The sequence below is a fragment of the Bradyrhizobium lupini genome (assembly GCF_040939785.1).
GTDB classification, from domain to species: Bacteria; Pseudomonadota; Alphaproteobacteria; order Rhizobiales; family Xanthobacteraceae; genus Bradyrhizobium; species Bradyrhizobium canariense_D.
This window is the reverse complement of record NZ_CP162553.1, coordinates 78,828-98,464: the sequence shown is the minus strand read 5'-3', so window position 1 is coordinate 98,464 and position 19,637 is coordinate 78,828. Positions and strand designations below refer to the sequence as shown.

Annotated in this window: 17 protein-coding genes, 1 tRNA gene and 1 pseudogene; 11 read left to right on the top strand and 8 right to left on the bottom strand. The window is 64.7% G+C overall.

The features are described from left to right. The first annotated feature begins 19 nt into the window (after positions 1 to 19). From AB3L03_RS00430 to AB3L03_RS00420, 3 genes and pseudogenes are all read left to right on the top strand, one after another. Positions 20 to 1,624 (top strand): carboxyl transferase domain-containing protein, encoded by a 1,605-nt coding sequence (locus AB3L03_RS00430; RefSeq protein WP_204511134.1) that lies wholly within the window; start codon positions 20 to 22, stop codon positions 1,622 to 1,624. Between the two features lie 4 nt (positions 1,625 to 1,628). Further along, positions 1,629 to 3,643: pseudogene (locus AB3L03_RS00425) on the top strand (acetyl-CoA carboxylase biotin carboxylase subunit). Position 3,644: 1 nt separating this feature from the next. After that, positions 3,645 to 4,556, top strand: coding sequence for a hydroxymethylglutaryl-CoA lyase (locus AB3L03_RS00420; RefSeq protein ID WP_204511137.1), 912 nt, complete (start codon positions 3,645 to 3,647; stop codon positions 4,554 to 4,556). Positions 4,557 to 4,600: 44 nt separating this feature from the next. Here AB3L03_RS00420 and AB3L03_RS00415 read toward each other — a convergent pair whose 3' ends face one another. From AB3L03_RS00415 to dctP, 3 genes are read right to left on the bottom strand one after another with little or no spacing between them, the layout of a single operon-like run. Further along, positions 4,601 to 5,959, bottom strand: coding sequence for a TRAP transporter large permease (locus AB3L03_RS00415; protein WP_204511138.1), 1,359 nt, complete (start codon positions 5,957 to 5,959; stop codon positions 4,601 to 4,603). After that, positions 5,956 to 6,510 carry a TRAP transporter small permease gene (locus AB3L03_RS00410; RefSeq protein ID WP_204511140.1) on the bottom strand — a complete coding sequence of 185 codons (555 nt, stop codon included), beginning with the start codon at positions 6,508 to 6,510 and terminating at the stop codon, positions 5,956 to 5,958. Before AB3L03_RS00410 ends, AB3L03_RS00415 begins: the two co-directional genes overlap by 4 nt. Then, positions 6,507 to 7,529 (bottom strand): TRAP transporter substrate-binding protein DctP, encoded by a 1,023-nt coding sequence (gene dctP, locus AB3L03_RS00405; RefSeq protein WP_368508055.1) that lies wholly within the window; start codon positions 7,527 to 7,529, stop codon positions 6,507 to 6,509. Before dctP ends, AB3L03_RS00410 begins: the two co-directional genes overlap by 4 nt. Positions 7,530 to 7,854: 325 nt before the next feature. On the opposite strand from dctP, the gene AB3L03_RS00400 reads away from it, so the two are divergent. Next, positions 7,855 to 8,097 (top strand): pentapeptide MXKDX repeat protein, encoded by a 243-nt coding sequence (locus AB3L03_RS00400; RefSeq protein WP_368508054.1) that lies wholly within the window; start codon positions 7,855 to 7,857, stop codon positions 8,095 to 8,097. Between the two features lie 139 nt (positions 8,098 to 8,236). Here the strand turns inward: AB3L03_RS00400 and AB3L03_RS00395 are convergent, their stop codons facing one another. Further along, a complete protein-coding gene (locus AB3L03_RS00395) occupies positions 8,237 to 8,584 on the bottom strand; it encodes a DUF6481 family protein (RefSeq protein WP_018457771.1) in 348 nt (115 codons plus the stop codon). A 267-nt stretch (positions 8,585 to 8,851) separates the two neighbouring features. Here AB3L03_RS00395 and AB3L03_RS00390 point away from each other — a divergent pair, with 267 nt between their 5' ends. The 3 genes from AB3L03_RS00390 to AB3L03_RS00380 all read left to right on the top strand — a co-directional run bounded on the left by AB3L03_RS00390 (position 8,852) and on the right by AB3L03_RS00380 (position 10,404). Beyond that, positions 8,852 to 9,088 (top strand): hypothetical protein, encoded by a 237-nt coding sequence (locus AB3L03_RS00390; protein ID WP_018457772.1) that lies wholly within the window; start codon positions 8,852 to 8,854, stop codon positions 9,086 to 9,088. A 76-nt stretch (positions 9,089 to 9,164) separates the two neighbouring features. Then, positions 9,165 to 9,413 (top strand): hypothetical protein, encoded by a 249-nt coding sequence (locus AB3L03_RS00385; RefSeq protein ID WP_018457773.1) that lies wholly within the window; start codon positions 9,165 to 9,167, stop codon positions 9,411 to 9,413. A 184-nt stretch (positions 9,414 to 9,597) separates the two neighbouring features. After that, positions 9,598 to 10,404, top strand: a complete 807-nt coding sequence (locus AB3L03_RS00380; RefSeq protein WP_247338017.1) for a hypothetical protein — start codon at positions 9,598 to 9,600, stop codon at positions 10,402 to 10,404. A 109-nt stretch (positions 10,405 to 10,513) separates the two neighbouring features. On the opposite strand, the gene AB3L03_RS00375 is transcribed toward AB3L03_RS00380, so the two are convergent. After that, a complete protein-coding gene (locus AB3L03_RS00375) occupies positions 10,514 to 10,675 on the bottom strand; it encodes a hypothetical protein (protein WP_018457775.1) in 162 nt (53 codons plus the stop codon). Between the two features lie 244 nt (positions 10,676 to 10,919). On the opposite strand from AB3L03_RS00375, the gene AB3L03_RS00370 reads away from it, so the two are divergent. Next, positions 10,920 to 11,069, top strand: a complete 150-nt coding sequence (locus AB3L03_RS00370; RefSeq protein ID WP_018457776.1) for a hypothetical protein — start codon at positions 10,920 to 10,922, stop codon at positions 11,067 to 11,069. A 334-nt stretch (positions 11,070 to 11,403) separates the two neighbouring features. Here the strand turns inward: AB3L03_RS00370 and AB3L03_RS00365 are convergent, their stop codons facing one another. After that, positions 11,404 to 11,631 (bottom strand): DUF2171 domain-containing protein, encoded by a 228-nt coding sequence (locus AB3L03_RS00365; RefSeq protein ID WP_368508053.1) that lies wholly within the window; start codon positions 11,629 to 11,631, stop codon positions 11,404 to 11,406. Positions 11,632 to 11,779: 148 nt separating this feature from the next. Between AB3L03_RS00365 and AB3L03_RS00360 the strand changes: the two genes are divergently transcribed. Continuing rightward, positions 11,780 to 13,063 (top strand): hypothetical protein, encoded by a 1,284-nt coding sequence (locus AB3L03_RS00360; RefSeq protein ID WP_026233440.1) that lies wholly within the window; start codon positions 11,780 to 11,782, stop codon positions 13,061 to 13,063. Positions 13,064 to 13,078: 15 nt separating this feature from the next. Continuing rightward, positions 13,079 to 13,444: a hypothetical protein gene (locus tag AB3L03_RS00355; protein WP_247338016.1), complete on the top strand. Its 366-nt coding sequence runs from the start codon at positions 13,079 to 13,081 to the stop codon at positions 13,442 to 13,444. 63 nt (positions 13,445 to 13,507) lie between these two features. On the opposite strand, the gene AB3L03_RS00350 is transcribed toward AB3L03_RS00355, so the two are convergent. Next, the gene (locus AB3L03_RS00350) at positions 13,508 to 13,726 is read right to left on the bottom strand and encodes a hypothetical protein (RefSeq protein WP_018457780.1); all 219 of its coding nucleotides are present in this window, start codon (positions 13,724 to 13,726) and stop codon (positions 13,508 to 13,510) included. Positions 13,727 to 13,905: 179 nt separating this feature from the next. Continuing rightward, positions 13,906 to 13,982: transfer RNA gene (locus AB3L03_RS00345), tRNA-Arg, on the bottom strand. A 402-nt stretch (positions 13,983 to 14,384) separates the two neighbouring features. Here AB3L03_RS00345 and AB3L03_RS00340 point away from each other — a divergent pair. Then, the gene (locus AB3L03_RS00340; RefSeq protein ID WP_247405220.1) at positions 14,385 to 19,589 is read left to right on the top strand and encodes an alpha-2-macroglobulin; all 5,205 of its coding nucleotides are present in this window, start codon (positions 14,385 to 14,387) and stop codon (positions 19,587 to 19,589) included. Positions 19,590 to 19,637: the final 48 nt, after the last annotated feature.

Below are 19,637 nucleotides of genomic sequence, written 5' to 3'. Positions count from 1 at the left end.
TCACGCGATTGGAATCAACATGCCGCTCCATTCCAGCATCGATACGTCTTCGTCGGACTTTGCGCGCAATTCCGAGGCCATGCGCACCCTCGTCGCGGATTTGCGCGAGAAGCTGAGCCAGGTGGCCGGCGGCGGCGGCGAGGTCTCGCGCAACCGCCATACGTCGCGCGGCAAGATGCTGGCGCGCGAGCGCGTCGACCTGCTGGTCGATCCCGGCACCGCGTTCATGGAGCTGTCGCCGCTCGCGGCCTATGGCCTCTATGGCGGCGACGTGCATTCGGCGAGCGTCGTCACCGGGGTAGGGCGTATCTTGGGCCGCGAATGCGTGATCGTCGCCAACGACGCCACCATCAAGGGCGGCACCTATTATCCCATGACGGTGAAGAAGCATCTGCGCGCGCAGGACGTGGCGCGGCAGAACAATCTTCCCTGCGTCTATATGGTCGATTCCGGCGGCGCCTTTTTGCCGCTGCAGGACGAGATCTTTCCGGACGAGCGGCATTTCGGCCGCATCTTCTACAACCAGGCGCAGATGTCGTCGCAAGGCATCCCGCAGATCGCCATCGTGATGGGCTCCTGCACGGCCGGCGGCGCCTATGTCCCCGCGATGTCGGACGAGAGCATCATCGTGCGCAACCAGGGCACGATCTTCCTCGGCGGGCCGCCGCTGGTGAAGGCGGCGACGGGCGAGGTGGTGACCGCCGAGGAGCTCGGTGGCGCCGACGTGCATTCGCGACAATCAGGCGTGACCGATCATTACGCCCAGAACGACGCGCACGCGATCGGCATCGCCCGCCGCATCGTCGGCACGCTGAAGCCATCGGTACGGCCAAACCTCAACATGCATCCGCCGCGTGATCCCTTGTTTGCGGCGGAGGAGATCTACGGCGTGGTGCCCGTCGACGGGCGCAAGCCGTTCGACGTGCGCGACATCATTGCGCGCGTGGTTGATGGTTCCGAGTTCGACGAGTTCAAGAAGCTCTACGGCACGACGCTGGTGTGCGGCTTCGCCCACATCTGGGGTTTTCCGGTCGGCATCATTGCCAACAACGGCATCCTGTTCAGCGAGAGCTCGCTGAAGGGGGCGCATTTCATCGAGCTGTGCTGCCAGCGCGGCATTCCGCTGGTGTTCCTGCAGAACATCACCGGCTTCATGGTCGGCAAGAAATACGAAGCCGGCGGCATTGCGCGTGACGGCGCCAAGCTGGTGACGGCGGTCGCGACCGCGTCGGTGCCGAAATTCACCGTAGTGATCGGCGGCTCCTACGGCGCCGGCAATTACGGCATGTGCGGCCGCGCCTACTCACCGCGCTTCCTGTGGATGTGGCCGAACGCGCGCATCTCGGTGATGGGCGGCGAGCAGGCCTCGATGGTGCTGAGCCAGGTCCGCCGCGACAATATCGAGGCCAAGGGCGACAGCTGGTCGAAAGAAGACGAAGATAAATTCCGCGAACCTATCCGCGCGCAATATGAGAGCCAGGGGCACCCGTATTACGCGACCGCGCGGCTGTGGGACGACGGCGTGATCGACCCGGCCGACACAAGGCTGGTGCTCGGTCTCGGCCTCTCGGCGGCATCGAATGCGCCGATCGAACCGACGAAATTCGGCCTGTTCAGGATGTGATGCGATGGACCGCTCAAAGCTCTACCGCCGTTTTCGCACCCTCCTGATCGCCAACCGCGGCGAGATCGCCTGCCGCGTGATCCGCACCGCGCGCGCCATGGGCCTGCGCGCGGTCGCGGTCTATTCCGAGGTGGATCGCGACGCGATGCATGTCGCGCTCGCCGACGAGGCCGTGCTGCTCGGGCCCGCACGTGCCCGCGACAGCTATCTCAATCCCGAACGGCTGATCGAGGCCGCGCGCAAGACCGGCGCGGAGGCGATCCATCCCGGCTATGGCTTCCTGTCGGAGAATGCCGAATTCGCCCAGGCGTGTTTCGACGCCGGACTGGTCTTCGTCGGCCCGACAGCGGCAATGATGACTGCCATGGGCTCGAAGTCCGGCTCCAAGGCGCTTATGGAGAAGGCCGGCGTCCCGCTGGTGCCAGGCTATCACGGCGAGGCGCAGGACGATGCGACGTTGGCGAAGGCGGCCGAGAAGGTCGGTTTCCCGATTCTGGTGAAGGCGTCCGCTGGCGGCGGCGGCCGTGGTATGCGCATCGTTCGCTCCGCGGATGAACTTGCGCCTGCGATCGTCAGCGCGAAGCGCGAGGCCAAGGCCGCGTTCGGCGACGACCGCATGCTGATCGAAAAATATGTCAATAACCCGAGGCATATCGAGGTGCAGGTGATCGGCGACAGCCACGGCAATCTGCTCTCGCTGTTCGAACGCGAATGCACCCTGCAGCGCCGCCACCAGAAGGTGATCGAGGAGGCGCCGTCGCCGACGCTCAATCCCGCCCAGCGCGAGACGGTCTGTGCCGCCGCGCGAAAGGCTGCGGGCGCCGTCAACTATGTCGGCGCCGGCACCATCGAGTTCGTGTCCGACGGCAAGGACGTGTTCTTCATCGAGATGAACACTCGTCTCCAGGTCGAGCATCCCGTGACCGAGCTGATCACGGGGATCGACTTGGTCGAGTGGCAGTTGCGCGTCGCTTTCGGCGAGGCGTTGCCGCTGAAGCAGGACGAGATCAAGCTTCACGGACACGCCGTGGAGGCGCGGGTCTATGCGGAGAACCCGACCAAGAACTTCATGCCGTCGGTGGGCAAGATATCAACCTGGCGTCTGCCCGCTGAAACGGGGGGCTGCGCATCGACTCCGGCTATCGGGAAGGCGATACGGTTTCGCCGTACTACGATGCGATGCTGGCAAAAATGATCGCCTGGGCGCCGACGCGGGATGTCGCGATCGAGCGGCTGAACCGCGGGCTGGAAGAGTCCGACGTCCGCGGCATCGTGACCAACATCCCGTTCCTGTCGGCGCTGATGACGCATCCGAAGGTGAGGGCGAACGCGATCGACACCGGCTTCATCGAGCGCGAACTGATGGTTCTGACGCAGGCCCCGGCGGCGCCGGGCGAGCTCGAGCTCTGCGCCGCGGTGGCCGCTGTGATTAACCACGAGCGGCAGGCTGCACAGGCGGACGCGAATTCGCCCTGGCAGACCTTTGGCTGGATGCCGGTCGGCCGCCGCCAGCGCAATTTTGCGTTTCGCGCGGGTCATGGTGTTGGTCATGGGTCCGAGCAGAAGATCACGCTGAACTATGGCAGCGGACCAGCGACGCTGGTGATCGGCGAACGCGAGCTGGCATTTGCGATCGCGCCCCGGGACGGCGGCTTCGACGTGACGCTTGACGGCGTCAAATCGTTCGTCGCGGCCGTGATCGACGGCCATGAGCTGTATTTGCGCACGCGCAACGGGCGATTCGACCTGCATTGGGTCGATCCGTTCGGCGGCGAGATGGAGGAGCAGGCCGGCGCGGACAAGATCGCAGCGCCCTTGCCGGGCACCGTCGTCGCCGTGCTGGCGGAGGAGGGCGCCAAGCTCGAGAAGGGGGCGCCGATCCTCACCCTGGAAGTGATGAAGATGGAGCAGACGCTGCGTGCGCCCTATGCCGGCGTGCTGAAATCCATCAAATGCAAGGTCGGCGACATCGTCCAGGAGGGCGTCGAGCTCGCCGTGGTCGAGCCTTCCGGAGAATGAGATGAGCGATAAGGTCCGCATCATCGAAATGGGGCCGCGTGACGGCCTCCAGAACGAGAAAACGGCGGTCAGTGTCGAAGCCCGGATCGCCTTCATCGAGGCGCTGGTCGCGGCCGGCCTCAATACAGTCGAGGTCGGCGCCTTCGTCTCGCCCAAGGCGATCCCGCAGATGGCGAGCTCGGACGCCGTGCTGCGCGGCGTTCGCCATTTGACCAGTGCCGAATTCCACGTGCTAGTGCCGAACGAGAAGGGCTATGACGCCGCGTGCGCGGCCGGCGCAAAGATCGTCTCGGTGTTCGCCGCGGCCTCCGAGGGCTTTTCGCGGGCCAACATCAATTGCACGGTCGCGGAGTCCATCGAACGGTTTAAGCCGGTGCTGGCGCGCGCCAGGGTCGATGGTGTCAAGGTCCGCGGCTATATCTCCTGCGTGCTGGGCTGTCCGTTCGACGGCGATATCAAGCCGAAGGCAGTTGCCGATCTCGCCACCACGCTGTGGGATCTCGGCTGCTACGAGATCTCGCTCGGCGACACGATCGGTGTCGGTACGCCTGATAAGGCCAAGGAGATGCTGCGGGCGGTCAGCGCCAACATCCCTCCCGCCAATCTCGCGATGCATTTTCACGACACCTACGGCCAGGCGCTCGCCAATCTCTATGCGGGGCTGGAGGAAGGCGTCCGCGTCATCGACGCCGCCGCCGGCGGCCTCGGCGGCTGCCCCTACGCGCCGGGCGCGACCGGCAACGTCGCGACCGAGGACGTCGTCTATATGCTCGGGGGCATGGGGATTAGGACGGGTGTCGATATGGACCGGTTGCTGGCGGCAACCAACGAGATGAGCGGCGTGCTGGGTAAGCCGCCGGTGAGCCGCGTGGCCTCCGCACTGAACGCGAAGAGGAAGCGCGCCAGCTCCTAGTTCTCCATTATTGCGAGCGCAGCGAGCAATGATGGTGGACGCAGCTACCTGCTCCCGTCCGGCCCCATCACCAGGTCCGGCAGTGCGGTCGAGATGCCCGGCACGAAGCAGAGCAGCAGCACCGCGAGCATCATCAAAAGCACGAACGGCAGCGTGCCCCAGATCACCTCGCGCAGGGGAATATCCGGCGCGACGTTGCGGATGACGAAGATGTTGAGGCCGACAGGCGGATGGATCAGTCCCATCTCCATCACGATGGTCATGACGACGCCGAACCAGATGATGTCGAAATTGGCGGCGCGGAGCGGCGGCAGGATGATCGGCGCGGTCATGAGAATAATCGAGACCGGCGGCAGGAAGAAACCGAGCACGACGACCATGACGAGGACCGCGAACAAGAGCCCCCAGCGCGGCAAATGCATCGCGACGACGGATTCGGCGGCCGATTGCGAGATGTGCAGATAGCTCATCACGTAGGAATAGAGCAGCGACATGCCGATGATCATCATCAGCATGGTCGATTCCCGGATCGTCGATTTCAGGATCGGGGCAAGGTCGCTCGGCCGCCACACGCTGTAGATCGCCGCGATCAATGCCAGCGCCAAGAGGCCGCCGAGGCCGGCGGTCTCCGACGGCGTGGCGTAGCCGCCATAGAGCGCGATCATGACGCCGGTGAGCAGCAGCACGAAGGGGATCACGCGCGGCAGCACGCTGAAGCGTTCCGCGAGCGTGTACTCGTCGCGGGCGAGGATCGCAGCTTCCGGGCCGCCGTTCTTGTAGATCGCTTCGGCCGCGGCGTATTCCTGGCGGAAGCGGATCACGGCGTAAACGCCGAACAGCGAGACCAGCAGCAGGCCGGGCCCGATACCGGCGAGGAACAGCCGTCCTAGCGATTTTTCGGCGGCGACCGCAAACAGGATCATTGTGATCGACGGCGGTAGCAGAATGCCGAGCGTGCCGCCGGCGGCGATGATCCCCGCGGCGAAGCCGCCGGAATAGCCGCGCTTGCGCATCTCGGGGATGCCGGCCGAGCCGATTGCCGAGCAGGTCGCGGGCGAGGAGCCCGCCATCGCCGCAAACAGCGCGCAGGCGAACACATTGGCGACGCCGAGCCCGCCGGGGACGCGGTGCAGCCAGGCGTGCAGGGCCGAGTAGAGATCCTGGCCGGCGCGCGACTTGCCGATCGCGGCGCCCTTCAGGATGAAGAGCGGGATCGACAGCAGCGTGATCGAGGCCATTTCCTCGTAGACATTCTGCGTCACCGTGTCGAGAGAGGCGGCGGGCATGTAGATGCCCATGAACACGACTGCGACCGCGCCGAGCGCGAACGCGATCGGCATGCCTGAAAACATCACGACCAGCGTCGCGATCCCGTAGGCGAGGCCGATACCGAAAACGCTCATGAACGCCTGGCTCCAGCGAAAGGCAGCGCAAGCTGCACGAGGATCTGGACGCAGAGCAGGCTCATGCCGAACGCCATTAGCGAATAGGGGATGGCCAGCGGCGGCGACCACATCGAGTTCGAGACCTGGCCGTCGACATAGGCTTCATGCGCCAGTGTCCAGGACTTCCAGGCGAAGAAAGCGCAGAACAGAAGCGTCACGGCATCGACCAGCCAGAGCCTGATCCGGTTCGCCAGTGGTGAGAGCAGGCCGACGAAGGCCTCGATGCCGATGTGACCGCGGTTCTGCTGCACGTAGGCGGCCGTCATGAAGGTCGCGCCGACCAGCAGGAACACCGCGGCCTCGTCCTGCCAGTAATTGGCAGCCTTGAACAAGGCGCGGCTGAGCACGCTGTAGCTCAGGATGGCGCAGGCGGCGATCAGCGCAATCGCGGCGAACACGACGATGATGTTGTTGAGGATGGCGAGACCGCGATCGATCGCTGCCGCAAGGCCGGTCCTTGCGGCAGCGTTTACCTGGTCGTCACGATCCGGAAGCGGACCGTGGCTCATGCGGCGACGTCGGTCGCGAGCTTGAGCAGGTTGGCAGATGTCGCGGTCTTGGCGCCGTAGTCCTTCCATGCGGTGTCGCGGGCGATGTCGCGCCACTTGCCGACGGTCGCGGCATCAAGCGCCGAGACCTTGGCGCCGGCCTTCTCGTAGACCTTGGCGACCTCGATGTCGTCGTCCTGCGCGCCCTTGCGGCCGAAGGCTTCGAGCTCGGTGCCGACCGCGAGCAGGACGTCCTGCTGGTTCTTCGGCAGCTTGTCGAAGATCGCCTTCGACATCATCAGCGGCTCGAGCATGAACCAATAGGACGCGCCTGCGCCCGAGGTCAGCGATTTCGCGACCTCCTCAAGCCGGAACGAGATCAGGCTGGTCGAGGAGGTGATGCCGGCATCACACGCCCCCGTCTGCATCGCTGCGTAGATTTCGTTCGAGGGCACCGACAGCACGGATGCGCCGGCAGTCTGCAGCACCATGTCCATCTCGCGCGAGCCGCCGCGCACCTTGAGACCCTTGGCATCTTCGGGGGCCACGATCGGCTTGGAGCGGCTGGCGACGCCGCCGGCCTGCCACACCCAGCTGAGCAGGATGATGCCCTTGTCGGCGAGGAAGTCGGTCAAGGCCTTGCCGACCGGCTCCTTCTTCCAGCGCATGCCCTGGTCGTAGGTGGTGACGAGGCCCGGCATCAGGCCGATATTGGTTTCCGGCAATTCGCCGCCGGCATAGGGCATCGGATAGAGGCTGATGTCGAGCGCGCCCTTGCGCATCGCGGAGAACTGCGCGTTGGTCTTGATCAGCGAGGAGTTCGGATAGATCTCGGCGGCGATGTCGCCGTTGCTGCGCTTGCTGACTTCAGCGGCGAACACGCGACAGAGCCGGTCGCGGAAATCGCCCTTGTCGACGGTGCCGCCCGGGAATTGATGCGAGATCTTCAGCGTGGTCGCGGCATGCGCGGTGCCGGTGCTGAAACGGAGAATGGCGGGTGCGGCGACGGCGGTCGCGATCAGGTGGCGGCGCGTGAACATGGCGTGATTCCCTTGGACGGTTCTTGGAAGGTTCTTGTTTGCTTTGCCGTGATTTTGGGCCGGTCTTGGAGACCGCGCTGAGGCCCATCCTAGCCGGTCTTTCAGACAATGTTCTCTAGTCTGATAGTTCGAGACCGAATGCCGCGGCAAGCGTCGGTGATGCTGCATTGCACACTCCTGATCTCCTACATCCGCAGAACCAAGGATGGCGGCGGGCTCGCGGAAATTTATCAGCGGCCGCGTAACAACGCCCCGTGGCAATCCGTCGAGATCAGATAGCGGCGTCCGTCGCTGACCAACATCCATCTCGAAGGGAAGACCAGTCATGACCATTCGTACCCGCATCGCGCTCGGCGTTTCGGCGGCCGTTCTCTCGCTCGGCCTCGCGCTGTCGCCTGCCGCCTTTGCCCAGGACAAGATGGGCAAGGATGACGGCATGATGAAAAAGGACACGATGTCCAAGGACGGCATGAAGAAGGACACCATGTCCAAGGACGACGGCATGAAGAAGGACACGATGTCGAAGGACGGGATGAAGAAAGACGACGGGGTGATGAAGAAGCACTGATCTTCCAACGTCGAGGAGGCGCTTGCGACAGGCAGACGCGCGCCAAAAATCCGGGGGCGGTCACGTAGACCGCCCCCAGAGCATTTGTTTCAGTCCAAATTCAATTGAACGTGACTTGCGCGCGTTAGACTTGCAAACGTTACTTGCGCTTCGCCTTGCGGGCGGCGTAGCGGGCGTCCCGCTTGGCTTTTTGCTCGGCCTCGGCTTCGGCCGCCTTCGCGACGGCTTCTTCGGCCTCGCGGGCGATCCGCGCGGCCTCGAGCGCGGCAGCTTCTTCTTGAAGGCGCTTCTGCTCGGCCTTTTCCGTGTCGCGCGCAGCCTTTGCTTCGGCGCGCTTGGCCGCAAGGGCCTCGCGCTCCGCACGCTTCGCCACAACCGCGGGATCATCCGGCCCCGGCTGCGACTTGAATTTGTTCAAAAGGTTCTTGCGTGCTTCCTGTGCCGCCTTTTGCCGGTCGGAGAAGCCTGGTTCCCTAAATCCACTCATCGGCGAACCTTGTCATCCTCGCTTTCGATCCTACATCACTGCCTGTTGGTACGTCGGCTGGGCATAGCGGGCGCCGCGCGACGCAGATGCGTGTACATCGGCGCGCGCCGTGATGCCACCTATAATCGCAGCCGATCAGGTAGACGAAAATCGCCGCCCCCGACGATCTCTCGTAGCCCGGAAAAACTGCCGAATTGTGATGTCCCTCATAAGGGGGCACCAGGGCGGTGCCTAGCGTCCGCCTGGTATGAGACGCGGAGCACGGGTATGACGATCTCACGACTGAGCCTGAAGGCGCTCGCAATCGCGGTCGTGGTGGCAACCCTGGCCGGTGCCACGCTGCTGCTCGCCCGTCCGCAGCCGATCGAAAGTGCCGTCCTGGGCACAGATTGGGAATGCACCCAGACCGCGTTTGTGCTTACGACCTGCGCTCCGCGCGTCCAGCAGGCGATCCCGGCGGCCGAAACCTCCCGCAAGGAAGCGATCCGGCCGACCCGAGGCTAACCGGGAGAAGCTGGACGGGATGTGACGCCACGCCGCAGAGGTGATAAAGCCCGCTCGCCCCCGTGATCGGTCAGCCATGTCCAAGCCCGAAGCCAGTTCCGAAGCCAACTCCGAACCTAAGCCCGAACCGGGCGCGAAGCCGAAATCCACTCCAAAACCTCAATCCGGTGACAACCGCCGCGGCGCCATCGCTGGCTTGATCATCGCGATCCTGATCCTCGGCGTCGGCTGGTGGCTCGCCCGCGATCTCACCTCCGCGAGCAAGATGCAGGACTGCCTGATGTCCGGGCGAAGCAACTGCAATGTGATCGAGCCGGCCCGCTAGAGGCATGCCAGAGCGACCCGCGCGGACGAAAAAATGTCGTGATCTTAATCATTTGTAACGGGACTTAGCCGACCAAAGCAGGTCAGTCATGTCAGCCGGCATCAGCTCAGCGCGAGCCGAATCGTCTATCGCGCCAGGCATCACGGCGGTTGACGGCAATCGAAAGAGTAGGGGGCAAGCACGCATGAGTGTGTCCAGTCGCATCAAGATCATCATTCCCTTGGTTTCGGCGATGTCATTGCTCGCCGTCCCGGCGCAGGCTCAGGACGCCAGACCGCCGAGAGACGCCGCCCAGCCATCGGCCGGGCCAGGCGCCGGCGCGCCGCCGCAGAACATGCGAAAGGGGCCGCCGCCGCAGCAGGCTGCCCGGCCGGCGCCACAGGCCGGCGTCCAGCCCTACGCCGGCGGTCTTGGTCATGCTGGTCCGGGTCCAAATCCTGCTCTCGCGAGTCCAGGTCCTGGCCCTCGCAATGCCGGCGGTCCGCCGCCCGGACGCAATTACGCCAGGGGTCCCGCACCGGCGCGCGACTGGGGCGGACACACCTATCGCGGCCATCTCGCCTGGGATGGCGGACGCTGGCGCCACGAAGTCCACAACGGCCGCTCTGGCTGGTGGTGGGATGTGGGCGGCGCGCGGTATTATTATCCGCAACGGATGGACGGGCCTCCGGCCTATATCTCGGAGGATTATTACGACGACGTCCCCGTGGCCTATGCTCCGCCCGTCGCCTACGAACCGCCGCCGCCGCCGCCAGCGGCCGATCCCGGCGCGAGCGCGCTTGGCGGCGCTATCGTCGGCGGCGTGCTGGGCGGCCTGATCTCGGGCAACGCCTCGGGTGCGGCCGCAGGCGCTGTGATCGGCGGTGCCACCGGCGCGATCGCCGGCGCGACGGCTGCTTCGCGCCCCGGCTACTATCTGGCCCAAGGCAACTGCTACTACCGCTATCCGAGCGGCCAGTACGTGCAGGCTGATCCACGGGCTTGTTACTGAGCACGCCAGGCGAGGGCTGAAGCGAAGAGGCGGCGAAAAGCCGCCTCTTTTCGTTTTGGCGCTGGCCCTCAGCTGGCCGGGAATTGATTCAAGGGGATCGCCCCGCGCGTCAGGACACTACCCAGTTGAAGAACGCGATCGCGGCCCAGACCAGGCCTGCGATCCAGGCCAGCATCACGATGCCGATGGTCGCAAGATAAGCGATGCCGAGCGGGTCGGATCTTTCGCCTCGCGCCGGGACGGGAATTTCGGCTGCGGCTTCTTGCGTCATGACGGGAATATCTCCCAAGCCTTCTCGCTCTCTGGGAGCGCTGAGGACTGTTTAGCGGAGGCGCCGTGCGCCGGCTGTGACGCACTTCACAGATCGGTACGCATCAAGCCCCCAATCGGGGCGGGTCGTTCGACAGATGCGTGAATTGGATTGCGTCGCAAATCCGCGAGGACGGCATTACCCCGCAATCATACGGACGAAATTGCCACGCGCTTGTCCAGATCGTCCGGCTAGAATTGGCTTCATGTGTACCAAGTACGATCCACAGCATGAAGCCGAGACGGCGATGAAGCGCGCCGTGGCGGCCGAGGGTCCTGACCGGCAACGTCTCATCGAGCTGGCCCTGGCCTGGCATCAACTCGCCCGCGACCGGCGCGAAGAGCGGACGGACTGAGCTCTCTCTTTACGAGAGAACTGGTATTCACAGAAAAACCCCGTGCTCGGGGGACAAGCACGGGGTTCTCGAGAGCCGATCGGGGCTGGCAAATCGGCACCACTGGATTTCGAACGCGCCGATCGCAAGTTCGTTCCGCGCCCCCTTCAATTCATTTCGCGCGAGAACGCCGCCATCGGCGCCTATGCTCGTGACACTCGACGCCTGACGCGAGCCGCCGAAACGCTACGTTAAGACTCGTTCGGACGACGATTTTCCGATCGCGATTCGTTTCGGGGAACGAAGCGGAGCAGGATCGTGAACAAACAAAAAGTCCCCGAAGGGCTGCACTGTGTCAGGCAGCTTCCGACTTCGGCACCGCGTCGGCATTGACCGAAAGCTTGACGACATCGCCTTCGACGGCACCGACATATTTCGTGTCGATGTAATGATGATGGTCCTTGTGACCTTCCGGGTTGTCCTTCCGCGTCAGCTTGATACGCTTGCCCTCGACGCGGTCGACGGTGCCGACATGTGCGCCGTCCTTGCCGACGATCTTCATGTGCTCTCTGATCTCGCTCATGATGTTCTCCTTGTGCCGTGTCAACGGCGAGGACCGGTCTTCGTTGCAAGGATAGGCGGGCCCGGCTGTTGGAGCCAATGCGCTCGCCGGACGTTGAATGGCAGTCGCAATTGCCAAGATACGCATCAAGACGCTCATCAAGATCCGCATGGAGACCTCCGAAGCCTATCTCGATCGAAAGCACAGGGAAATCGGGCTGCTGAACGATTGCCTGAGGAGCCCGCTGCATTTGGCTCGGCCGCAATCGGTCGACGAGGTTGTGGTCTCCAAGTTTCAGCTCGCCGCCGCACTACGCGCGGAACATGCGCTGCAGGACTGGAGAGCGACGGAGACGGCCTGGTCGCATGCGGCGTCTCCCAGCAGCGGTCCGTTCGTGTTCAGCTACGACTATCAGCGCGCGGACCTCAAGGTGAGTGGTCCCTCGTTCTATGAACTCGAGCGGGGCTGCAGGAGCGATGCGATCTATACCGCCTCCGGCATGGCCGCGATCTCCGCGCTGCTGCTCGCGTCCGCACGGATCATCGGCAAAGCAGACGTCGTGGTGCTGCCGGGCACTTACGGCGAGACACTGGAGCTGATCGAGAGCCTCGTCCCCCATTTGCGGCTTGTCATCGCCAGCCTCCCGCTGGGCGAAGCGTTCGCTGCGGCAGCCTTGCCACGCTTGCTCCTGCTCGATTCATGCGCCCCTGCCCGGGCGTTCGAGGCAGCTCTGCGTTGTGACGGTTCGGGGCTCGATCTGTTGATTTTCGACACGACATGTTTCGCCGGCAGATCGGCGCGCATCCGGCGTGTCTTGAGATGGGCCGCGCGATGGGACATTCCCGTCGTGTTGGTGCGAAGCCACAACAAGCTGGATTCGCTCGGGGTGGAATACGGCCGGCTCGGCTCTGCCGTGTTCGTGCATTGGAGCCGGAAGGACCTCAAGGCGGGCCAGCTGCTGTCCGAAAGCCTGGCGGCGGAAACCCGCAATGCCGTCCGGCTTCTCGGTGGCGCGGCGTTGCCGGCGCACTTCCCGCCATTCGTGGGCTCTGTGGCCTATTGGGCCCTGACGAAAACGCGCGTCGCTGCGATTCTGCGCAACGGTCGCCACGCGGCGCGATATTTCGCCGCCGAGCTCGCTTCGCTCTCGGCCGAGCTGCATTTCACCCACGGCCTCTATGTCACGCTTCGCGGCAGGCGCGCCCTCGATGAGGCGACCGCGCGGCAGGCCGCCGAGGACATGAGCCGCGACCTGAGCGGCAAAGGCTTCCCCATTCGCCACGCGGGCAGTTTTGGTTTCGATTTCGCGGCGACCGAGTGGTTTCACGACGCGACGACGGATCGGTACAGCGTCCGGGTGGCGGTGCCGGATTTGCCGACTGAGTTGTGGAAGGATCTAGCAGCGGCGATTGCCGGGTGGTGGGCGCGACATCAAGGCGACACTGAAGGGTGAGTGCGGTGCAAGGCCATGACAGAGCGACCGAAAGCGTTTCCTTACAGGGAATGCACGTGGCATGTTTCAGACGAACAGTCCCGGCAATGGCTTACGGTGCTTGAAAAGACGGGTGCAGCCAACGTCCGAGCGCGCCTTGCCCAGACCGTCGCGGCATCCGCAGGAGCGATCGCGATCGGAACCGCGCCCGTCATGACGATCGGGTTCGCCCAGGAATGGCTGAACTGGAAAGATAATCAAAAATCCGAGGCGGATATCGAACGGCACGAGCGGCAGATCTGGTGGACTCGGACCGCGGCAATCGCCGCATCGGTCGCCGCCTTGAGCGCACTGCTCGGCTGGATTTGGACGATCTTCATCCGGGGGAATAACGGCCTATAACAAACATGATTGTTACGTTGCGCATACATCCGCCAGACGAGAGGGGCGACAAACTGCGCTGTTTCAATCGATCGCCAGGCATTCTTCCACGGCCGGCTTCTGGTGGCCGCGACGCGCCCACGCTTGAACGGCGAAGGCGAGTTGGTGCTGACTCGCTGCCGCGTCCGCGATGGTGGCCCGGGCCGTCGCGATCGGCTTTGTGACCACACCGGAGTTCACGACTCCCGCGTCAACTGCCAAAAACGATATTGCTACAACCGCCACCGCCGACGCGATCGCCATTCTTGTCAAGTCGGATAGTGGCATCGAAGTCCTTATCGGGCGCACGTCGCCCGGCGAATAGATAGGGCTCGTTTGCCCGGATCAAAGGCCGGAGCGAGGCGGCCCACGCGTTCGTGAAGGACGGATTCTGCAGGTGCGCGCCGTAGATCTGGCTCACGATGAACGGATGAGACCGAAATTGGCGATCCCGGCAGGAATCGAACCTGCAACCCTCAGAGTAGAAATCTGATGCTCTATCCAGTTGAGCTACGGGACCGTCTTGAGCCGCCCTGGTTGGGGGCCGCTGTTCATCTACTATGCCATTATGAAAAATATCGTCTTTCGCCAAGCCTGAACCGAACCGTTTTCGTCGAAGCCGCGACAAAGCGGAACGGCGGGGTGTCAGGGTGCCGGGTTGAGCGGCAGCAGACTGGACGATGGATCACATCGCCGGGAACGCTGATCAGCTTCCGGGACACGGCCGCCGGACGACTGGTCGGATATTGCTGCGCCATCAGGACGGCGTGCGCGGCGGTAGCTTGATCGGTCTCCTCTGGGCGTGCCTTGTCATGGCGAATGCGACGGTTTGCACCTTTGGTTCCATCGCCTTGAGTCCGTCACCTTTCCGCGCATTTCATGCGACAAGCGGCGTTCGTCCGCGATTTCCGGGAGTCCATCCATGATCGGTCTTGTTCGCGCCGTCACACTCTGCGCCACGCTGGCGTTCGGCCTTAGCGTCGCGCAGGCCGCCGACAAAGCCTTCAAGCGGGACGACCTCGCCGATTCCGCGATCAAGCTGGAGGCGCAGATCAAGGGCGAGGCGGGGCCGGTCGCCAAGACCGGCGCGAGCTTGCGCACCGACGCCGATGTTGCCTTCCGGCGCAACGACTATCGCACCGGCCTGTCGGTGCTCGGCCAGATCGCGGCGACCACGCCGGAGGACGCCGGCAACTGGTTGCGGCTGGCAAAGGTCATCTTCCAGATATCGCCGAAGAGCTCGAGCGAGCAGACGTTCCTGCTGGAGCGCGCCTCGACCGCCGCCTACATCGCCTACCAGCGCGCCGGGAATGCGGGCGAGGAGGCCGACGCGCTCGCGGTGCTCGGCAAGTCTCTTTCCGAACGCAAGCTGTGGCGGCCGGCGCTGGATGCTCTGCGGCTGTCGCTCGACATGCGCGAGGTCGCCGACGTCCGCGGCCAATATGAGAAGATGCGCGACGAGCACGGTTTTCGGCTGCTCGACTACACCGTGGACTCGGACTCCGCCAGTCCGCGCGCCTGCTTCCAGTTCTCGGAGGAGTTGGCAAAACGCACCGATTTCGCGCCGTACCTCGCGCTGGCCGGCCAGGACAAGCCGGCCCTGTCGGCCGAGGCCAAGCAGCTCTGCGTCGACGGGCTGAAGCATGGCGAGCGCTACAACATCAATTTGCGCGCCGGCCTGCCGTCCACCGTGAAGGAAGGCCTTCCGAAATCGGCCGAGTTCAACGTCTATGTGCGCGACCGCAAGCCCTTCGTGCGCTTCACCAGCCGCGCCTATGTGCTGCCGAGGACGGGCCAGCGCGGCATTCCCGTCGTCAGCGTCAACACGCCAGCCGTCAACATCAACGTGTTCCGGATCGGCGACCGCAATTTGATCAACACGGTGGTCGACAGCGATTTCCAGAAGACCCTGTCGAAATACCAGCTCAGCGATCTCGGCGGCGAGCGCGGCGTGAAAGTCTGGACCGGCGAGCTTGCCACCGCGATGACGCTCAACCAGGACGTCACCACGGCATTCCCGGTCGACCAGGCGCTTGGTGAACTCCAGCCCGGCGTCTATGTGATGACGGCCGCGGCCAAGGGGCCGGGCTCGGACGACGACTATCAGCTCGCCACCCAATGGTTCATCGTCTCCGATCTCGGCGTCACGGCCTATTCCGGCAATGACGGCATCCATGTCTTCGTGAATTCGCTGGCCTCGACCGATCCGGTCGGCAAAGCCGAGGTGCGGCTGGTCGCGCGCAACAACGAGATCCTGGCCACCCGCAAGACCGATGAGAGCGGCCATGTGCTGTTCGAGGCGGGGCTTGCGCGCGGCGAGGGCGGCCTGTCGCCGGCGATGCTCACCGTGACCGGCGAGAAGGCCGACTATGCCTTCCTCAGCCTCAAGTCCTCCGCCTTCGACCTGTCGGACCGCGGCGTTTCGGGCAGGGCCGTGCCTGCGGGCGCCGACGCTTTCGTCTATGCCGAGCGCGGCGTCTACCGCTCCAGCGAGACCGTCTATCTCACCGCGCTGTTGCGCGACGGGCAGGGCAACGCCGTCACCGGCGGGCCGATGACCCTGGTGATCGAGCGTCCTGATGGCGTCGAATTCCGCCGCGCCGTGCTGTCCGACCAGGGCGCGGGCGGGCGCACCTTGTCGGTGCCGCTCAACTCGGCCGTCCCGACCGGGACCTGGCGGGTGCGCGCCTTCACCGATCCGAAGGGCTCTTCGGTCGGCGAGACCACTTTCATGGTCGAGGACTACGTCCCCGATCGGATCGAATTCGACTTGTCTGCCAAGGACAAGCTGATCAAAGCTAACGCTCCAGTGGAGCTTAAGGCGGACGGTCATTTCCTCTATGGCGCGCCGGCCTCGGGGCTAGCGCTCGAAGGCGACATGCTGGTCGCGCCCGCGTCCGAGCGGCCGGGCTTCGCCGGCTACCAGTTCGGCGTCGCCGACGAGGAGACCACCTCGAACGAGCGCACGCCGCTGGAGAACCTGCCGGAAGCCGACGCCAACGGCGTTGCGACCTTCCCGGTCACGCTCGACAAGCAGCCGGCCTCGACGCGGCCGCAGGAGGCGCAGATCTTCGTCCGCATGGTCGAGACCGGCGGCCGCGCCGTCGAGCGCAAGATCGTGCTGCCGGTCGCGCCTGCTGCCGCGATGATCGGCATCAAGCCGCTATTCGGCGACAAGAACGTCGCCGAGGGCGACAAGGCCGAGTTCGATGTTGTGTTCGTCTCGCCCGAGGGTGAGAGGCTTCGCCGCGACGGCCTGCGCTACGAGCTCCTGAAGATGGAGTCGCGCTACCAATGGTATCGCCAGAGCAATTACTGGGAGTACGAGCCGGTCAAATCGACCTCGCGCGTCTCCGACGGCGACGTGACAGTTGCCGCGGACAAGCCGTCGCGGATTTCGCTGACCCCACAGCCCGGCCGCTACCGGTTGGACGTGAAGTCGAACGACGCCGACGGGCCCGTGACCTCGGTACAGTTCGACGTCGGCTGGTATTCCGACGGCAGCGCCGACACGCCGGACCTCCTGGAGACCTCGATCGACAAGCCGCAATACGCCTCGGGCGACACGATGACCGTGTCGGTCAACGTCCGCAGCGCCGGCAAACTGACGGTCAACGTGCTCGGCGATCGCCTGCTGACGACGCAGACCATCGACGTCAAGGAAGGCACCGCCCAGGTGAAGCTCCCGGTCGGCAAGGACTGGGGCACCGGCGCCTATGTTGTGGCAACGCTGCGCCGTCCGCTCGATGCGGCCGCGCAACGCATGCCGGGCCGGGCGATCGGACTCAAATGGTTCGGTATCGACAAGCAGACCCGTACATTGCAGGTGAAGCTGACGCCGCCGGCTCTGATCCGGCCGAATGGGCTGCTGAAGATCCCCGTCAAGCTCGACGGGCTCAATCCGGGCGAGGACGCCAAGATCGTGATCGCCGCGGTCGACGTCGGCATCCTCAACCTCACTAATTACAAGCCGCCGGCGCCAGACGACTATTATCTCGGCCAGCGCCGCCTGAGCGCGGAGATCCGCGATCTCTATGGGCAACTCATCGACGGCATGTCGGGCACGCGCGGGCAGATCAAGTCCGGCGGCGACGCCGGTGCCGCCGAGCTCCAGGGCTCGCCGCCCGCGCAAAAGCCGCTCGCGCTCTATTCGGGCATCGTCACCGTTGCCGCCGACGGCACGGCCGAAGTGAGCTTCGACGTTCCGGAGTTCGCCGGCACCGCGCGCGTGATGGCGGTGGCGTGGACCGCGACCAAGCTCGGTCGCGCCAACACGGACGTGGTGATCCGCGACCCTGTCGTGCTGACCACGACCTTGCCGCGCTTCCTGCTCAACGGCGACCACGGCACGGTCAATCTCGAGATCGACAATGTCGAGGGGCAGGCCGGCGATTACGTCATCAACGTGAAGACCGGCGGGCCAGTGAGAATGACCGGCAATCCCGCGACGACGGTCAAGCTTGCCGCCAAGCAGCGGAATTCGTTCACGCTCGCCATCGACGCGACGGCGGCGGGGCAGGCGACACTCGACGTCGACATCAAGGGGCCGAATGGCCTGGCGCTGGCGCGCCATTATGCGCTCGACGTCAAGGCGGCGACGCAAGTGCTGGCGCGGCGCTCGATCCGGACGCTGGCGAAGGGTGAGAGCCTGACGTTGACCTCGGATATGTTCGCCGATCTCGTGCCGGGCACCGGTAGCGTCTCGGTCTCGGCCAGCCTGTCCACTGCGCTCGATGCGGCGACGATCCTCAAAGCACTTGACCGCTATCCCTATGGCTGCTCGGAGCAGATCACCAGCCGCGCCATGCCGTTGCTCTATGTCAACGAGCTCGCGGCCGGTGCGCACCTGGCCATGGACACCGAGGTCGACCAGCGCATCCGCGACGCCATCGAGCGGCTGCTGGCCCGCCAGGGCTCGAACGGCTCGTTCGGGCTGTGGTCGGCAGGCGGTGACGATTCCTGGCTGGACGCGTATGTGACGGACTTCCTGACTCGCGCCCGCGAAAAGGGCTTTGTGGTGCCGGATGTGCTGTTCAAGACCGCGCTCGACCGCATCCGCAACTCGGTCGTCAACGGCAACGAGCCGGAGAAGGACGGCGGCCGCGATCTCGCCTACGGCCTCTATGTGCTGGCGCGCAACGGCGCGGCGCCGATCGGCGACCTCCGCTATCTCGCCGACACCAAGCTGAGCAACCTCGCCACTCCCATCGCGAAATCGCAGCTCGCCGCGGCGCTCGCGCTGGTCGGTGACCGCAACCGCGCGGAGCGGGTCTATGGCGCAGCCCTCGACAGTCTCGCCCCAAAGCCGGTGCTGGAGTTCGGCCGCACCGACTACGGCTCGCAGCTCCGCGATGCCGCAGCGCTGGTGTCGCTTGCCAGTGAAGGCAACGCGCCGAAGGCAACGCTGACGCAGGCGGTGTCGCGGGTCGAGACTGCGCGCGGGCTGACGCCCTACACCTCCACGCAGGAAAATGCGTGGCTGGTGCTGGCGGCGCGCGCGCTCGCCAAGGAGAACCTGTCGATGGAGGTGGACGGCCAGCCGGTCAAGACTGCGCTGTACCGCAGCTACAAGGCCGCCACTCTGGAAGGCAAGCCGCTGAAGATCACCAACACCGGAGACGCGCCGGTGCAGGCGGTGGTCTCGGTGTCGGGGTCGCCGGTGACGCCTGAGCCCGCGGCATCGAACGGCTTCAAGATCGAGCGCAGTTTCTTCACGCTCGACGGCAAGCCCGCCGATATCAGCAAGGTCAAGCAGAACGACCGCTTCGCCGTGGTGCTGAAGATCACCGAGGCCAAGCCCGAATACGGCCACATCATGGTGTCCGACTATCTGCCGGCCGGCCTGGAAATCGACAATCCAAAACTGGTGTCGTCGGGCGACAGCGGCACGCTGGGCTGGATCGAGGATGGCGAAGAGCCCGAAGATACCGAGTTCCGCGACGATCGTTTCACGGCTGCCGTCGATCGGGCCTCGGATTCCAAGGCGGTCTTCACGGTGGCCTACGTCGTGCGTGTGGTCTCACCCGGCAAATACGTGCTGCCGCAGGCCTATGTCGAGGACATGTACAATCCCTCGCGCTACGGCCGTACCGGGACCGGCACGGTCGAGGTGCGGGCGGCGAAGTGAGTGGTGATGGGATGAGCGACAAGGAGCCACATGCTCCGCCGTCATGCC

Coding starts and splice junctions, on each gene's coding strand:
- AB3L03_RS00430 (WP_204511134.1), top strand. CDS start 20: ATGCCGCTCCATTCCAGCATCGATACGTCTTCGTCGGACTTTGCGCGC.
- AB3L03_RS00420 (WP_204511137.1), top strand. CDS start 3,645: ATGAGCGATAAGGTCCGCATCATCGAAATGGGGCCGCGTGACGGCCTC.
- AB3L03_RS00415 (WP_204511138.1), bottom strand. CDS start 5,959: ATGAGCGTTTTCGGTATCGGCCTCGCCTACGGGATCGCGACGCTGGTC.
- AB3L03_RS00410 (WP_204511140.1), bottom strand. CDS start 6,510: ATGAGCCACGGTCCGCTTCCGGATCGTGACGACCAGGTAAACGCTGCC.
- dctP (WP_368508055.1), bottom strand. CDS start 7,529: ATGTTCACGCGCCGCCACCTGATCGCGACCGCCGTCGCCGCACCCGCC.
- AB3L03_RS00400 (WP_368508054.1), top strand. CDS start 7,855: ATGACCATTCGTACCCGCATCGCGCTCGGCGTTTCGGCGGCCGTTCTC.
- AB3L03_RS00395 (WP_018457771.1), bottom strand. CDS start 8,584: ATGAGTGGATTTAGGGAACCAGGCTTCTCCGACCGGCAAAAGGCGGCA.
- AB3L03_RS00390 (WP_018457772.1), top strand. CDS start 8,852: ATGACGATCTCACGACTGAGCCTGAAGGCGCTCGCAATCGCGGTCGTG.
- AB3L03_RS00385 (WP_018457773.1), top strand. CDS start 9,165: ATGTCCAAGCCCGAAGCCAGTTCCGAAGCCAACTCCGAACCTAAGCCC.
- AB3L03_RS00380 (WP_247338017.1), top strand. CDS start 9,598: ATGAGTGTGTCCAGTCGCATCAAGATCATCATTCCCTTGGTTTCGGCG.
- AB3L03_RS00375 (WP_018457775.1), bottom strand. CDS start 10,675: ATGACGCAAGAAGCCGCAGCCGAAATTCCCGTCCCGGCGCGAGGCGAA.
- AB3L03_RS00370 (WP_018457776.1), top strand. CDS start 10,920: ATGTGTACCAAGTACGATCCACAGCATGAAGCCGAGACGGCGATGAAG.
- AB3L03_RS00365 (WP_368508053.1), bottom strand. CDS start 11,631: ATGAGCGAGATCAGAGAGCACATGAAGATCGTCGGCAAGGACGGCGCA.
- AB3L03_RS00360 (WP_026233440.1), top strand. CDS start 11,780: ATGGAGACCTCCGAAGCCTATCTCGATCGAAAGCACAGGGAAATCGGG.
- AB3L03_RS00355 (WP_247338016.1), top strand. CDS start 13,079: ATGACAGAGCGACCGAAAGCGTTTCCTTACAGGGAATGCACGTGGCAT.
- AB3L03_RS00350 (WP_018457780.1), bottom strand. CDS start 13,726: ATGGCGATCGCGTCGGCGGTGGCGGTTGTAGCAATATCGTTTTTGGCA.
- AB3L03_RS00340 (WP_247405220.1), top strand. CDS start 14,385: ATGATCGGTCTTGTTCGCGCCGTCACACTCTGCGCCACGCTGGCGTTC.